Here is a 15,367-nt window from a genome sequence, read left to right on the forward strand (position 1 = left end):
CGTTTGCACTTTTCTTAAATTCAGCTGTTTGCTTGCTCATGTCAGTTTTTCATTGAGTAATGGAATAGAATGGCATGGCAGGCAAAGCCATTAGGATAGATTTGCCGCGCGTCAAATTAGGTTGTCAACTGCTATGACGAAGACAGTGAATCAGGGCAATTGTCCAGGATAACCTTATCTACCGCTTCCTGACAACGAAGCCGTAACTACCATGTGCCGACAGTTGGCTTATAAGGACGACACGCCAACTACTGACTTATGAGCCCGCTTACCTACTCACCTCTTGCCACAATCGCAATCAGTGACTGAAGATTGCGTGGTACAGTTTCACGTTGTGCACATGCTAAATTTCAACGTTAGAAAGCCAAACAGCGCGGACTCTTGTGTCAATGAAGGCAGTGTGCACGGCTGCCAGCAGTTAACAAAAATGTGCCTTAACACATAGCGCGCAGCATGAATGGTCGCAACTTCAACTTATCTTATAGACAAAGCCCTTCTTTGAAGGGCGTATACTCAGAACGAGTCCATCATTTCAGTTCATTGTAAGTGCATGCGCGTCGTCTGCTGGCGCACATGTATCTGCCAAAAAGATGTCAAGCTTTACAAAAAAATCTTCAATGACTGGCGCACATCAAACTAAACGTGCAATAGCTTGGAGCACGCTAATTGACATCGTCTTAGAAAAGATATCGGAACAGGAGAGCGCGCGTAGCGCATAAGCTCAACCCAATCGGATCAAGCTGGGTGGAGTACTTCGTCATATTTTTCACTCCAAGTATGGCCTTCATGAAAGGGAACGAAAACTCTATGATGCGGCTGCTTCGTTGACGAATCACCTGACTTTTACCGCCATTCGCATTTGTTCAACCAGGACACCTAGTGGTGAAATAAGGTTAAATTCACTATAGAACATCCATTGAGAGGAACCTAGATTTTTATGCTTATATAAACAGCCAAATAGTATATGAAAAGAGCATGATGAATCGCACTGGGGGTCGTAGAGGTCGGTTGGTTTAAATTAATTTGGGTACGTCAGCGGTATTTCTCTGGTGTCCGGCACGCTGGAGCGAGTAACGGTCAACGAGCAGCTTGCCGCGGTTAAGAAAGCGATCTTCGAACGGGCCCTGGGCGCAGGAACTGACGCTTCGTCTGGGCTACGAGAAAGGCCAAGTCAAGCTCCAGGAGAGCGAGAACCATCGCAACGGCAGTGGCCGCAAGCGGATCACGATCGATGATGACATGCTGGAATTGAGTATTGCGCGCGATCGCAACGGGATATTCGACCCGGTGCTCATCGCCAAAGGCATTGAGTGGCATCGTCCAGCCAAGGACGACTGTGCCGCGAGCAGCACAACGGTCAACCAGTGAAGAAGGCGGGCGACGAGTCCGTCAGTGGCGTCGTGATGTGGCAGGATTCGGGCAGACGAACTATGCAGCCGCCAAGGCGGGCCTGCACGGTATCAAGAAGACGCTGGCGTTTGCGCAGCGTGGCATGCGGCCAACGTATCGGATAATGCCACATTCATCAACGGAGTGAACATGGCCATTAATGGTGGCCGACACATGCAATGAAGCCCGACACGCAGTTTATCGGCGGCGACGCCCCGGCAGTCCGCCGCGGGGTTGCAGGTGGCCTTCGGCAGCTACGTGCTGAAGTATGGAGCGGCAACGACGCGTGGGTGGTGTTCCGTGCGCCCTCGTCTATTACGGCCCCTTCGATTCACCGACGGTCCGTACGGCGAGCGCAGCATCGTCGGCGCAGCCACAGCAATGGGGCGAACACCAGGGCATTTGACGTCGTTTCCGCCGTTTTTACTTCTACCGGCCTTTATATTGTTGGCTGCTATCGAGTCGGTTACGGCGCGGCGGGGCATGCCACCATGATGCGTGCAGCATCCGCCGCAACGCATCCAATGGATCACTGGCTTGCTGATCGCGCCGTGTGTCGCGGGCCGTCCGTGCATGGCGCGCCACGCCGGCTCGGCGGCTGGGCTGCGCACGCTGCGCGTTCCGATTGTTCGATGCAGCGATGCGCGCCGTTGCGTCATGAGTTTTGACTGCGGCGTGACGGGGGGCGGGCGGGCTGCTGTCCACGGTCTCTCCCGATGCGCTCGTCGGCGCAGCGGCCGCCGCTTCGCCCTTGCCCGTGTGTGTAGAAAGTGGTCCGGTGCCGGCTTGGCTGGGAAGCAGCCCGGCCAGCAGCGCAAGAGTGGGCTGTTCGGCAGGTACGGCAGGCGCATACGATGCGCCGTCGGGTCGCATCGCGATAGCCGTGTGGCGGCGCACAGACCCATCACGCGAGGCCCGGGCGGCGGGGCGGGGCGCGAGGTCGGGGGCGCGCGTTTCAGCGATACTAGCGCCAGTTCGATGGGCGGGCCTGGCCGCGTCCCGCTCGACAGTCATAGTCGGGAAGCGGTTCTCACTGAATGCCTCGGCGGGCCGCGTCTGCGCGGCGCGCGAACCGACGTGGCGGGTTTCACGAAGGAGGCCGGTTGTTGCGGACGGCCGGCAGGTGGCGTATGCGGCGCAGCCGTGCCGCCGCGTACGGAACGGATCGGCGCCGCCGTATCAGCGTTGCCGCGCGGATGACGAGTGTCTCCCGTTGGGGGCGTATCGTCGCGCGCGGTACGTGCCAGCGCGCGCAATCGAGCGAGCGCAGCATGCATTTCAGCCAGCGCAGGATCGGTTTCGGGCGCGGCCGCCGAAGCCCCGGCCCCAGCCCCGGCCGTACTGCTGCCATGCGGTGATGGCCGGCCGTGCCCGGCGGGGGCTGAGTTCTCATCCGCCGGTGCGCTTGGCGCCCGGTGCGCGTCCTGTCGGCCCCCTCCTGAGCCGTGTGTGTAGGCCGGTGCGACAAGCGTGCCACTGCCATATGTTCCATGTTGGCGAGACACGAAGTTTGAGCGCAGCGGTGCGTCGTCGATGCTCAGATCGGTAATCAGCACGGCGGCGGCGATCGCCGTGCCGATGCCGGCCATCCAATGCGAACGTGATACGTGTCGCACAGCTCGACGCGCGCGTGGTGCCGTGCGCGCGTTGCGCAGGAACAGGCGCGTCCACTGACTCCACCGCCGCAGCGGCGCTGGTCGATGCTTGCCGTGCGACTGCGGCGTAATACGGCGCACGCCGGCATGCAAGGCAAGATCGTATTCGGCGCGGCGCAATGGGTTGGTCAATGCAGCGTACGCGTCGTTGATCCGCTGAAATTGCGCTTGCGCATAGTGTTCTCGTCCGCGGTTGCGGTCCGGGTGCCACTTCATTGCTGCACGCCGCCACGCTGCCTTTAGCTCAGCTGGCGTTGCGTGAGGCGTGACCCCCAGGATGTCATATAACGTTCTCATCGCGGAGTTCTTGGTTGGCACGCCGCGCCCGTCGCGTACCGTGGGTTTTACGGATGCAGGGCACGAGCGTCTGTGTGCGAACGCCCGCTGGCAGGCGGGGGGGTTCGCGTGAGGTGCCGCCGCTTCGCACCGTTTTCCCTTTCCTACCGTAAGCCGCTAATTCGGACAGATGCTTGGCTTATCAGCCATGCCGGGGGACAGAAATGTTTCGAGTGGTAACCCGGGATGGATGCACAAGCATAGCCAAAACAAATCTGGTCATTGCAGCGGTCGCGAAATGGGGCCGTCGCGGCGCGAACGCGCCAATGCGATAACGGATTTTTGTGGGCATGCGGAAGATACAAAGATTTACAAAGCGTCGGCGCCCGTAACGCTTCGACGCCATAATGATGCCGGTGCTCGCTTACCATGGGTTCCGTATCAGCGGTCTCGTACGCAGTCCGCCATGACGGCAGGGCCGTCATTCGGGGTATGGCCGCGTAGGTTGGACTGGCGCGGCGGTACGCTCAACGATGAACAGGTTCGCCGTGGCAGGGCGTCACGCGTTATCTTATCGATAAAGGGCAGAGTGAATGAACAGCGGACACAGGCGGCAGCTCGTCTATGTGACGCGGTCAGCGGACCGTGCGCTACAACGATTGCTGGACCGACATGGATGGACTGTCGCGACGTGCGATACGGCGCGTCAGGCCGAGCGCCTGGTGAACACCACCGATGCACGCGTGGGCATCTTTGATGTCAGCAGCGGCTTTGACGATGTGATCGCGCAGTTCGAACCGGTGCTGCTTCACCCGGACATGATGTGGGTGGCCACGCCCACTGCCGCGCAATTGGCGGCGGCGCACGTGCGCCGATGTGTGCGCAGCCATTGTTTTGACTTTGTGGCGATGCCGGGCCCCGCGCAATTGGTGGTGGATGTGGTCGCACGCGCGTACCAGATGGCCGAGCTTGATGCGGGAGACGACGCACCGCGTGTACAAGGCGAGATGATCGGCGCTTGCGAGGCGATGCAGCAATTGTTCCGCGTGATTGGCAAGGTCGCCAATACTGACGCGCCAGTGTTGATTTTTGGCGAGTCCGGCACGGGCAAGGAGCTTACGGCCAAGTCGATCCACGACCAGTCGATTCGCGCAACGGGGCCGTTCGTTGCGATCAACTGTGGTGCGATTCTGCCACATCTGCTGCAATCCGAACTATTCGGCTACGAGCGGGGGGCGTTTACCGGCGCCAATCAGCGCAAGATCGGCTACGTCGAAGCGGCCAATGGTGGGACGCTTTTTCTGGACGAGATCGGCGATCTTCCACTCGAGAGCCAAGCGAGCCTGCTGCGCTTTTTGCAGGAGCGCACTATACAACGCCTGGGCGGACACGATCCGATTTCTGTGGATGTGCGAATCATCTCTGCCACGCACGTCGACTTGGAGGCGGCGGTGAGCGCAGGGCGCTTCCGTTCAGACCTCTATCATCGATTGTGCGTGCTCAGGCTCGAAGAACCGCCGCTGCGCGCCCGCGGTCGTGATATCGAGTTGCTTGCACGGCGCATGTTCGAGCGCTATCGTGGCGACAGTCCGCGGCACATACGCGGCTTCTCTGCGGCGGCGCTCAACGCGATGTATCGTTATTCGTGGCCGGGCAACGTGCGCGAGTTGATCAACCGAGTACGCCGCGCGATCGTGATGGCCGAGGGACGGGCGATCACTCCCGCGGACCTGGAACTGGAGGATGTCCTCGAGCAACGGGCGCCGACGTTGGCGGTCGCTCGCGAGGACGCCGAACGCCGCGCGATCGAAGAGGCGCTCGCGCGACATCGGAACAGGCTTGCCGGTGCCGCGCAGGAACTCGGCGTGTCACGCGCCACGCTGTACCGTCTGATGCTCGCGCACGGCATGCGCACGCGCCAGGGCCAGGACGATACCCGATCGAGGCCGTCGCGCGCCGTGTCGTTGACGCTCGCAACCGGCCGAGGGCCGACCGCTGACGGCCGGGCCAGACGGGCTGACGCCACGTCGCTGCGTGCGCATCGGTGCAATCCATGGCTTCCCGGTGGCCCGCATGCCGGCGCCGATAGGCTGCCCAGCCCCGACGAACGTAGCTGGCACCCCGTTTTCGACCTTGCCGGCAGCGGTCGCCGCACCATGCTCGACGAGACATTGAACGACACTGCCAACGACGCGCGACCCCTGCAGCGCAATTGACGCGCTATTGCTGCTGATACGCGTCGTACGGGCGCGTCCCGGTCCCCAGGCCGGCGGCGCTGCGACTTTGTTCGCAAGCGTACTGAATGCAATGCCTCTCAACGGATTAAATCGGTCCGGTTATTAATGAAACTTCAAGAGGCAGGCTCTGTCGCCGCCCAGTAGCGATGCCGAGCCGTACCTGGGGACACCATGAATAGCAAGTTACGAGAAATTCTTGCCCAATGGGCCGACCTGGACGTGCCCATCGCGTCCCTGCCCGACGATGCCAGCCTGTACGATGCCGGTATGTCGTCGCTGGCCACCGTCAAGCTCCTAATGGCGATCGAGAACGCCTTTAATATCGAAATTCCGGACGAGTGGCTCACGCGCGAGTTGTTTACGAGCGTTGCTTCGTTGAGCCAGGCTATCAAGCAGCTCCAGTCCGACGAGGCAGCCGCATGATGGTGGCGCCCGGGCGGCAGAAAGCGGTAGCGATCGCGCGGGGCCCAACGCGGGCGATGCCGGCCAGGGTCGGCGGCGTGGATCGCACAAGTTCGCGGCGATGGTCCGGGCCGGTCTCGGCCGAATATGCCCACCTGCAGCCGTTGCTGTGCATCGCGTCTGAGCATGCCACCGATGTCGATCGCGACGCGCGCTTTCCAACCGAGGCGCTGGGCGCGTTGCGCGAAGCAGGCCTAATGTCATCGCTGGTGCCGGCGCCGCTGGGTGGAGCCGGAGCATCGCTCAAGACCGTTGCAGGTATCTGCGAGGTGTTGGCGCGCGCCTGTGCATCCAGCGCGATGATGTTCGCGATGCACCAGGCGAGCGTCGCGTGGCTTGTGCTGCATCACGAAGCGCATGATGCCAGTCGCGCATTGCTGCAGCGACTGTGCGTCGAGCAAATGCTGTTCGGCATTGCCGGCATGGCCGACCCGGCCCCAGTCGCGGGCGCCGCCGGTGGGCCCGGGCCCGTGTTGCTGCAACACCATGCGGAGCAATTCACACTGCTGATCGACGGCACGACGATCCCATATGGTGCTTACGCAGACGGCTTGTTGCTGCCGGCGGGCGAAGACGGATTCGTCGCCGCGCCCAAGGAGCAGTACAAGCTGGAGCGGCGCGAAAGCTGGGATGCGCTTGGCATGCGAGGATTGTGCAGCGACGAATTCCGCGTGGTCGTCACGGGCGAGCCGGGGCAGATCCTGCCTACAGTGCGGGACGGTGCAGGCAACCTTCATGCGATTGTTCAATTGCTGCACAGCGCCGTATGGGTCGGCATCGCTGCCAGTGCATTGGAACGAGCGCAGGCTTACTTGAGGGGGCAAGGCGAGGCGCCGCACGCGTTGCTGCCCGGCGCCGCACGCCTTGCCGAAGCCAATGCGCTGTTGCAGATGATGCGCGCGCATCTGGGCAGCGCACTGGAGCAGGCCAGCAGCGGTCCGGGCGGCTTGCCGCCGCGGGGTCCCGCCTTCGTCGACGAAATGCAGGTGTTGAGAACCGGGGTATCGAGAAGCGCACTGGCGCTGGTCAACCACGCGATGATGGTCTGCGGGATGGACGGTTATCGCAACGATACCGATGTCAGTGTCGCGCGGCATCTGCGCGATTTGTACGCTGCGCCGCTCGGGTTGGGGTCTGCCCGCAACGCAGCAATTGCTCTCGCCTCCGCCTCCGACGCCACGCCGTCGAGCGATATCCTCCCCGATTAATCCCCGCTGTATTGCGCGGCGTACCGCCGCGCTCACGGTTCGCGCGTTTCAAACTGTAAATTCGATGTCGATGATGTTACATCGACGCCATGGATCCTGGTCAAAAGGGTAACGTCTGCGCCATGACCGGTAACTATTACGCGAATCTAAGGTTTGTCATTTCGGCGTTTGGTTAAATTAATAAAAAATTATGAATAATCAAAAGATTGCGGATGAAGTGTGGGGTGGCGAACATAGGCTGACGCCGGCTTGGCAATTCAAATTTGAAACAGTTTTGTGTGCTCTATAGCACCGCATCTCGAGCGTCGATCCGGTGCCTCGACGGGGTGTTTGGTTATGCCAAATGAGTCTTAACCCGCGTGCAGAAAAGGAATAAGCGGTAAAGCGCACATTCCGAGGCGGGTCACGCCGATGGCGTAATGCAACATCGAGTGTGTCCCGCGACCCCTAGTCTGTTCACCAATGCGACGCTTTTGGGCGGTGCAGCGGTGTCGCGGCTACGTGCGTCACGCGTAGACCGTTATTAATCAAGGACTTCTGACCTAGTGGCACACAACTCGCTGAATTAAGGCCATGTCCTCTCAAGAGGGCGACATGGCAACGTGACAGAAAACGTTCAACAGGTCGCGGATCCGAGGTCAAGGTAAAGATTGCAGCGGTTGCAATTGTCCTTGGATCGTGATCAGCGAGATTCGACGCACACCCCGCTGCGTTTGCGCAGCATAGCCAAACCGGAACACCAATATGCTCTACCTCAGAGACGATCTGCATGCGAACCACTTGCTTGGCGCCTTGACCGAGGAGGACTGGCGATCACTCGAGCCGCACCTCGAGCTGGTTCGCGTCAAGAGCTCGCAGCTGCTTTGCGATGCTGACGAACCGATCCGGCACATGTATTTCCCGACGACTGCGGTGATGTCGATGTTGTACCTGATGGAGGACGGCGCGACGGTCGAGGTTGCGGCGATCGGTAACGAGGGCGTGGTCGGGGTGCCAGTGCTCACCGGCGGCGGTACGATGCCCAGCCGCGTCGAAGTGCGCAGCAGCGGTTTTGCATACCGCGTGTCCGCCAGCGTGTTCCGAAAGGAGTTTGAAAAGTCGATGGGTATTCATCGGCTGATGCTGTTGTACATCCAGGCGCTGATGACGCAAATCGCTCAAAGTGCGCTATGCAACAGACACCATTCGGTCAATGAGCAACTCTGTCGCTGGCTTCTGCTGGCGCATGACCGCTTGTCCACGGACGAGCTGACGGTCACCCAGCAGATGATTGCGAACATGCTGGGGGTGCGTCGCGAGGGGGTGACCGAGGCGGCCGGCAAACTGCAGGAAGCAGGTTTGATAAGACAACGCCGCGGGCATATCACTGTACTTGACCGGCATGGCCTCGAGGCGCGTGCATGTGAGTGCTACGGCATGATTCGCCGAGAATTTGATCGGCTGTTGCCGCGTGCCGACGATGTCGTGGCGCTGGAGCGCTCACGCACGGTTGCGCCGGCCGACGAACGTGCGCTGCGCACGGTCGGCTACGTGCGTGTGCTGCAACCCGCCTAAGCGCTCGCGCGGAGAAATTCACGATGCTAGGAATCGTTGCAAGGCTATCGGATGTCTTGCTGGTTGCGGCTGGCGCATGGCTGGCGCATGCGTTGCGTTACAACGGCTCATTCGACTTAACTGACGCGGAGCGCTCGCTGGTGGCGCTGTCGTGTGCATTGACGCTGCTGGTCTTCCCGCCACTGGGTAACTACCGCTCGTGGCGGGGGCAGACACTGTACCGATTGTTATCGCGCGTCACGCTTGCCTGGTTCGCGGTGGTCGTGCTCGGCTTGTGCTTCATCTTCACGCTGCATCGCAGTAACGACATCTCGCGCCTGTGGCTGGGCACGGCGGTGTTGACCTGCGGCGCGTTGCTGCTCGCGGGCAAGTTGTTTATCCATGCGGTATTGCGCAAGGTCCGGCAAAGCGGAAAGAACCAACGTTCGGTGATCATCGTCGGCACCGAAAGCTATAGTCGGGCCGTTCTCGACCAGATGCACGCGGCGTCGGAAGCGGGTTTTCGGCCGGTGTATGTGTTTGACGATAGCGGCACGGTGCCTTCGGCGTGCATTGGCGGCGTACCGGTACTGACGGACTTCGCACAACTTGCCAACATCGTGCGTGCCGGTGGCATCGATGAAATGTGGCTTGCGTTGCCATTGTCGCATGAGCGCGCGATCCAGCACATCGTGCGTGAGTTTCGCCACGATTTCGTCAACCTAAGGTTTCTGCCGGACGTGCGGAGCATGACGCTATTCAGTCAGTCGGTTACCGAGGTGTTGGGCATGCCGGCGATCAACCTGGCGGCCAGTCCGGTCTCCGATCCGCAACTGTGGCCCAAGTTGGTGTTCGACCGGTTGTTTGCCTTGGCTGTGCTGGTGCCTTTGTTGCCGCTGTTCATTGTGCTAGGCATCGCGGTGAAGCTCTCGTCTCCCGGGCCGGTACTGTTCAAGCAAAAGCGCAAGGGCATCGATGGGCAGGAGTTCGAAATCTTTAAATTCCGCACGATGCGTGTGCACCAGGAGCAGCATGGTGTGGTGCGCCAGGCCTCGCGTCATGACTCGCGCATCACCAAAGTCGGCGCGTTTCTGCGCCGCACGTCGCTGGACGAGCTGCCGCAATTTCTGAACGTGCTGCTGGGCCAAATGTCGGTGGTTGGCCCGCGGCCGCATGCCATCGAGCACGACAACCTGTACAAGGACTTGATCGACGGCTACATGTATCGCTACCGTATCCGCCCGGGGATCACCGGATGGGCCCAAGTCAATGGTTACCGCGGTGAAACGCGTAAAGTGGAAAAGATGGAAGCGAGAGTCAAGTTTGATTTGTTCTACATACAAAACTGGACATTCTGGTTCGACATTAAGATTATCTTGATCACGCTGGTGAAGGGTTTTGTCGGCCGTAACGCATTTTGAGCCGTACCGTTCGATATGCCGCACGTCGGTCCGGTGGCCCGACGCATTGCTGCTGGATGAAGTGGAAAGAAATCTGCGCCCAAGGCCATACGCCGCGCGTGTCGCGCGCTTGCTCCGGCCAGCTGCGCAAAAAGGAGAAACGAAGATGTTGAAGCGCCCCATGGGGATGGCTGCCGTAATGACGGTGGCATTGTCCGGCTGTGTGTTGGCCCCGGGACCGGCATTGGACTCGAGCCGCATGCACGACGATCTAAGCAAACCAACTGATACGACGACCTACGACGTGAACCTGATCACGCCGGAACTCGTCTTCAAGCTGAAGGAGTCGGACGCGGCCGATGCGCGCGCGCGCGAGGCGAGCCTGCACGCGATGCCGGCCGATGAGGTGAGCGATTACCGGGTCGGGGTGAACGACGTGCTGGGCATTACTGTATGGGGGCATCCGGAGCTGACGCAAGGCGGCAATGCGGCGACGGCGCCGCTGCCGGACACGGGCACGCTGCAAGGCATGGGCAGCTTGGGGGCCGGCCAGCAGCAGCCGCAAAGCGCATTCAGTACCAATGGTCCGGGCGAGCTTGACGCACAGGGCCAGCGGGTCGCCGCCGATGGCACGATCTTCTTTCCGTCGCTGGGCCGCGTGCGGGTCCTGGGGCAGAGCACGGTGCAGATCTCGCGGCTGTTGTATGAGCGCTTGAAGGGCCGTCTGAAGGACCCGCAGATTGACGTGCGCGTGATCCAGTATCGCAGCCAGCAGGTACAGGTGACCGGCGGTGTGAAAAATCCGGGGCAGTTATCGCTGACCGGTTCGCCGATGCGGGTGATCGATGCGATCAACCGTGCCGGCGGCGGCAATCCGGACGCCGATTTGCAGCGGGTGCTGGTGTCGCGTGGCGGCAAGGTGATCACGATCGATGCGACGCGAATCCTGAACCGGGGCGACATGCGGCAGAACATCGTGTTACAGAACGGCGACATCGTGAACGTGCCGGACCGGACGCAGAACCGCGTGTTTGTGATGGGTGAGGTACCCAAGCCGCAGACGGTGTTCATGAACCAAGGCCAGTTGACGTTGGCTGACGCGCTGACCGCAGCCGGTAGTATTGATCCGGCCGGGGCGAACCCACGGCAAATCATCGTGATCCGCCATCCCAATCCGCCGCTCACGCAAATTTCCAATGGGCAGGATGGCCTGGAGGAGGGCTTCAAGAAAGCCAGCTACGCGCCGGCCGACAACAAGCCGGAGATCTTCCGACTGGACATGACACAGGTCGACGCCATGATGCTGGCCACCGAGTTCGACATGAAGCCGCTGGACGTAGTCTACGTTGGCACCGCACCGGCTGCCCGCTTCAATCGCCTGCTTGCGCAAATCCTGCCTTCGGCCGAATCGTTCTATCTGGTCTGGTCGGTGGCGCATAACCGCTAACTCTCTATCGACGCAGACATCCTGGACATGATTCAAATTGATGGCAACGAGCGATAACTGAGGATTTCACATGGAAGCGCGACACATCGACATGGGCTATTTGCCGCCGTCGGGCGCAAGCGAGGGGCTCGTACCACGAGACCTGGTTCGCGTGATCACTGACAACCTGTGGGCCGTGGTCGGCATCGCGGCGGTGATCACGGCGCTGGCGAGCGCGTACGCGTTCTTCGCCACGCCACTGTATTCAGCAGACACCTTGGTGCAGGTCGAAGTGCCCAAGCAAAACGAACTGGCAGACCTGGTTACCAAACAGCCAAGCCAGAACAACAGTTCGCCGAACGGACCACCGACGGAGACCGAGATGGCGATCGTCACCAGCCGCGCGGTCCTCGCCCCGGTGATCGCTCAGTACAGGCTGGATGTGCTCGTGACGCCGCATCGGTTTCCGGTGTTGGGCAAGATTGCCGAGGCGCTGGCCATGCGCGGCGAGCCATCGCGGGCGTGGTTTGGCTTGTCTAAGTACGCATGGGGCGGCGAGCTGGTGGATATTGCCCAACTGAACGTACCGCGCGAGTTGCAGGACAAGAAGCTTGAACTCAAGGTGTCCAGCGGTCGGCGTTATCAGTTGCTGGACGAACAAGGCAATCTGCTGGTGAACGGTATCGAGGGGCAACTGGCGCAAGCCGGCCCGGTATCGATGCTGGTCGAACGGCTGGCGGCGCGCGACGGCGAGACGTTTACCGTCGAGCGTCTGAACGAGGTAACGGCGGTACGGCGCTTCATTAATCAGCTCAAGGTCGTGCAGGTCGGCAAGGAAACCGGCATCGTGCAGATCAGCTACGAGAACAGTGATCCGGCGCTGGCTACGGCGGTGGCCAATGCGGTGACGCAGAACTACATTGGCTCGCGCGTCACGCAGACACAGGAAGAGGCGAGCAAGATGCTCGCGTTCATCAACAACGAGCTGCCGCGGCTGCGCGACGACCTAAAGCAGGCTGAGGCGCAGCTGCAGTCGCATCGGGTCGCGTCCGGCTCGATGCAGGCGACGACCGAGAGCCAAAGCTACCTGCAAGGTAGCATCGAATTTGACCGTCAGATTGCCGCACTGAATCTGCAGCGTACTCAATTGCTGGATCGGTTCACGGCGCAAAGTCCTGAAGTCAAGACGGTCGATGCGCAGCTAGCGCAGTTACGTGCGGCCAAGGGCAAGTTCGAGTCGCGTTTTGATTCGATGCCGAGCGCCGACCGGCAATCTGCCGATCTGGCGCGCGATGCGAAGGTGGCCGAGGAAATCTACGTGGCGATGGTCAATAAGGCGCACGAGCTGTCCGTGTCGCGCGCCGGCACGGTAGGCAACGTGCATGTGATCGACACCGCGGTGCAACCTTCCACCCCAGTCAAGCCGCGACGCGCGTTGATCATTTCAGCCGCAATTGTGCTCGGCCTGATGCTCGGCGTGCTGTATGTGATATCGCGCCGCTATTTGTCGCAATCGGTCAGCGAGCCCGAACAAATCGAAGGCAAACTGCGCCTGCCGGTGTTCGGTGCGGTATTGTTCAGCGACGAGCAGGTGCGGCTGGCGCGCACGCCGCCGCTGCCTGTGCTGGCCGGGGCACGCGAGCCGTCGCTACACGGCGACGCGCGCAGCGCGACGGCGCTAGTGGCGTCGCCCGATGCGGCGGCGGGTGGGTATCAGCCGCGTCCGCACGCCGGCGGGCTGCTGGCGGCCGCGCGTCCACGCGATGTCGCGACCGAGGCGCTGCGTGGCATCCGCACGATGCTCAACTCGAAACTGCTCAGTGCCACGAACCGGATCGTGATGGTGACCGGCGCAACGCCAGGCACCGGCAAGAGCTTTATCTCCGCCAATCTCGCTTTGCTGTATGCGCAAGCGGGCAAGCGCGTCTTGCTGGTCGATGCAGATCTGCGCCGCGGCCGGCTGGGTATACATTTCGGTTTGCCAACAGATACGGTGGGGTTGGCCGAGCTGCTCGGCGACGGATTGTCGCCGGAACAGGCGATCCATCCGACCAGTGTGGCCAACCTGTCATTGCTGCCGGCCGGCGCACGTCCCGGCAACCCGTCAGAGCTGTTGGCGATGGAGCGCATGACGGAGCAACTCGCGCAGTTCAATGAACGGTATGACTTGGTGTTGGTCGACACGCCGCCGGTGCTGGCGGTTGCCGATGCGTCGATTGTCGCCGGCTACGCAGGCGCGACGGTGCTGGTGATGCGGGAGAACGCGCAGACTGAACTGGAAGTGCAGGAAACGCTTAAGCGTTTGGGTCGGGCCGGTGCCCAGGTGGCCGGCGCGATTTTCAACGGAATGTCGGCGCGCCGCAGCGACCGCCGCAGCTACGAGTACATCTACGCTTATACGCGGGAAGGCGATGCGTCGGCAGCCTGAGCGCGAGTGTTCGCATGGCGGTACCGCGCCGCTGGCGGCCGTCTCGCCGCCGCGCGTGCAGCCCGCCGCTGGCGGCGGCACGCTGGCCAGTGAACGCAGCCACGCGGCGCCGTTACCGGCGTCCATCGCGATCAATGGCAAGTTTACGTCGCAGCGGCTCACCGGCGTACAGCGCGTGGCGCGCGAACTGACCGCGGCGTTATCGCAGCAGTGCGGCACACCCGCTGCGTCGCCGCTGCTGCTAGTGCCCCGCGATCACATAGACAGCGAACTGCCGGCCGCCACACCGCGGCACGTGGTGCCGTATCTGCGCGGCATCCTCTGGGAACAGCTCGCGCTGCCGTTCGCTGCTGGCTCTCGCACGCTGCTCAGCCTGTGCAACATCGGCCCGCTGTTCAAGCGCCGCCAGGTCCTGATGATCCACGACGCCGCCGTATTTGACTTGCCACAAGGCTACTCGACCAAGTTCCGCCTGTGGTATCGCTTCGCGTTCACGCTGCTCAAGCGTAACGTGCAGCATATCCTCACGGTCTCGTCGTTCTCAAAGGAGCGCATCGCTGCGCGGCTCGGCGTGCCGCCCGAGCGCATTTCCGTGATTCCGCCTGGTGTCGACCACTTTGACCGACTCGAGAGCGACTATGCCGTGCTGCAGCGGTTGAACCTGTCGTTTGACCGTTTCGTGCTGATCGTCGGCTCGCTGGCGCCGGGCAAGAATCTCGCACGCACGCTGGAGGCGATTGCGTTGCTCGAGCGCAAACATCCGGAGCTTACGTTCGTGATCGTCGGCGGGCAGAACGTGAAGGTGTTCGGTTCATCGTTACCGCGCGTTGCCAGCGTTGCCAAGCACATCGTCTGGGCTGGCTACGTCAGCGATGGCGAGCTAAAGGCATTGTACGAGAATGCGGCATGCTTCGTATTTCCGTCGTTGTACGAAGGGTTCGGCCTGCCGCCGCTCGAGGCGATGTACTGTGGCTGTCCGGTGATCGTCTCGCGCGAGGCGTCGCTGCCCGAAGTGTGTGGTGACGCGGCGCTTTACTGCGACGCGCATGATGCGGCTGACATTGCAGCGAAGCTCGTCGAGCTGATGGGCGACGTTGAGCAGCGCCGCGCGATGCGCGAGAAGGGCCGCGCTCATGCGCAACAGTATCGTTGGGATACGTCAGCGAGCCGCTTGCTGCGAGTGCTGCGCCAGTTCGGATGATGGCAGCGCCGCGGCGCACGACAGCCTGGCGGCGAACCACCGCCCGTGCGTGCTCGTGCGACGCTCGCTCGGCATCGCCGCCGCTGTCGCAGTTCAACGCGTAGGTGGCAGGCATGGACGGCGCGTTGCCGAATTCAGGCCGCCGCGGTGCT

At 61.5% G+C, this 15,367-nt stretch carries 9 protein-coding genes and 2 pseudogenes; 9 read left to right on the plus strand and 2 right to left on the minus strand.

Annotated elements, in window-relative coordinates:
* Nucleotides 1-1,040: 1,040 nt before the first annotated feature.
* Nucleotides 1,041-1,305, plus strand: a pseudogene (locus tag RA167_RS13055) (transposase); the annotation flags it as partial.
* A gap of 513 nt (nucleotides 1,306-1,818) precedes the next feature.
* Here the strand turns inward: RA167_RS13055 and RA167_RS13060 are convergent.
* Together RA167_RS13060 and RA167_RS13065 are read right to left on the minus strand one after the other, a co-directional pair.
* Complete coding sequence (locus RA167_RS13060; protein ID WP_076788024.1) at nucleotides 1,819-2,262, minus strand: hypothetical protein; 444 nt, start codon at nucleotides 2,260-2,262, stop codon at nucleotides 1,819-1,821.
* Nucleotides 2,263-2,399: 137 nt separating this feature from the next.
* Nucleotides 2,400-3,341, minus strand: coding sequence for a J domain-containing protein (locus tag RA167_RS13065; RefSeq protein WP_076788025.1), 942 nt, complete (start codon nucleotides 3,339-3,341; stop codon nucleotides 2,400-2,402).
* Nucleotides 3,342-3,913: 572 nt separating this feature from the next.
* On the opposite strand from RA167_RS13065, the pseudogene RA167_RS13070 reads away from it, so the two are divergent.
* The 8 genes and pseudogenes from RA167_RS13070 to RA167_RS13105 form a co-directional block, all read left to right on the plus strand.
* A pseudogene (locus tag RA167_RS13070) lies at nucleotides 3,914-5,248 on the plus strand (sigma 54-interacting transcriptional regulator); the annotation flags it as partial.
* 480 nt (nucleotides 5,249-5,728) lie between these two features.
* Complete coding sequence (locus RA167_RS13075) at nucleotides 5,729-5,980, plus strand: acyl carrier protein (protein ID WP_076788027.1); 252 nt, start codon at nucleotides 5,729-5,731, stop codon at nucleotides 5,978-5,980.
* Entirely contained in the window at nucleotides 5,977-7,227 is a 1,251-nt protein-coding gene (locus RA167_RS13080) for an acyl-CoA dehydrogenase family protein (RefSeq protein ID WP_076788028.1), read from the plus strand. The genes RA167_RS13075 and RA167_RS13080 overlap by 4 nt, the downstream gene beginning before the upstream one ends.
* 744 nt (nucleotides 7,228-7,971) lie before the next feature.
* Entirely contained in the window at nucleotides 7,972-8,781 is an 810-nt protein-coding gene (locus tag RA167_RS13085) for a Crp/Fnr family transcriptional regulator (protein WP_076788029.1), read from the plus strand.
* A gap of 23 nt (nucleotides 8,782-8,804) precedes the next feature.
* Complete coding sequence (locus RA167_RS13090; RefSeq protein ID WP_076788030.1) at nucleotides 8,805-10,181, plus strand: undecaprenyl-phosphate glucose phosphotransferase; 1,377 nt, start codon at nucleotides 8,805-8,807, stop codon at nucleotides 10,179-10,181.
* A gap of 145 nt (nucleotides 10,182-10,326) precedes the next feature.
* Nucleotides 10,327-11,607: a polysaccharide biosynthesis/export family protein gene (locus tag RA167_RS13095; RefSeq protein WP_076788609.1), complete on the plus strand. Its 1,281-nt coding sequence runs from the start codon at nucleotides 10,327-10,329 to the stop codon at nucleotides 11,605-11,607.
* A 70-nt stretch (nucleotides 11,608-11,677) separates the two neighbouring features.
* Nucleotides 11,678-14,014 carry a polysaccharide biosynthesis tyrosine autokinase gene (locus RA167_RS13100; protein WP_076788031.1) on the plus strand — a complete coding sequence of 779 codons (2,337 nt, stop codon included), beginning with the start codon at nucleotides 11,678-11,680 and terminating at the stop codon, nucleotides 14,012-14,014.
* The gene (locus RA167_RS13105) at nucleotides 13,998-15,215 is read left to right on the plus strand and encodes a glycosyltransferase family 4 protein (protein WP_237574291.1); all 1,218 of its coding nucleotides are present in this window, start codon (nucleotides 13,998-14,000) and stop codon (nucleotides 15,213-15,215) included. The genes RA167_RS13100 and RA167_RS13105 overlap by 17 nt, the downstream gene beginning before the upstream one ends.
* Nucleotides 15,216-15,367 lie beyond the last annotated feature (152 nt).

It is taken from the genome of Mycetohabitans endofungorum (assembly GCF_037477895.1).
Taxonomy (GTDB): Bacteria; Pseudomonadota; Gammaproteobacteria; order Burkholderiales; family Burkholderiaceae; genus Mycetohabitans.

Coding starts and splice junctions, on each gene's coding strand:
- RA167_RS13060 (WP_076788024.1), bottom strand. CDS start 2,262: ATGCGACCCGACGGCGCATCGTATGCGCCTGCCGTACCTGCCGAACAG.
- RA167_RS13065 (WP_076788025.1), bottom strand. CDS start 3,341: ATGAGAACGTTATATGACATCCTGGGGGTCACGCCTCACGCAACGCCA.
- RA167_RS13075 (WP_076788027.1), top strand. CDS start 5,729: ATGAATAGCAAGTTACGAGAAATTCTTGCCCAATGGGCCGACCTGGAC.
- RA167_RS13080 (WP_076788028.1), top strand. CDS start 5,977: ATGATGGTGGCGCCCGGGCGGCAGAAAGCGGTAGCGATCGCGCGGGGC.
- RA167_RS13085 (WP_076788029.1), top strand. CDS start 7,972: ATGCTCTACCTCAGAGACGATCTGCATGCGAACCACTTGCTTGGCGCC.
- RA167_RS13090 (WP_076788030.1), top strand. CDS start 8,805: ATGCTAGGAATCGTTGCAAGGCTATCGGATGTCTTGCTGGTTGCGGCT.
- RA167_RS13095 (WP_076788609.1), top strand. CDS start 10,327: ATGTTGAAGCGCCCCATGGGGATGGCTGCCGTAATGACGGTGGCATTG.
- RA167_RS13100 (WP_076788031.1), top strand. CDS start 11,678: ATGGAAGCGCGACACATCGACATGGGCTATTTGCCGCCGTCGGGCGCA.
- RA167_RS13105 (WP_237574291.1), top strand. CDS start 13,998: ATGCGTCGGCAGCCTGAGCGCGAGTGTTCGCATGGCGGTACCGCGCCG.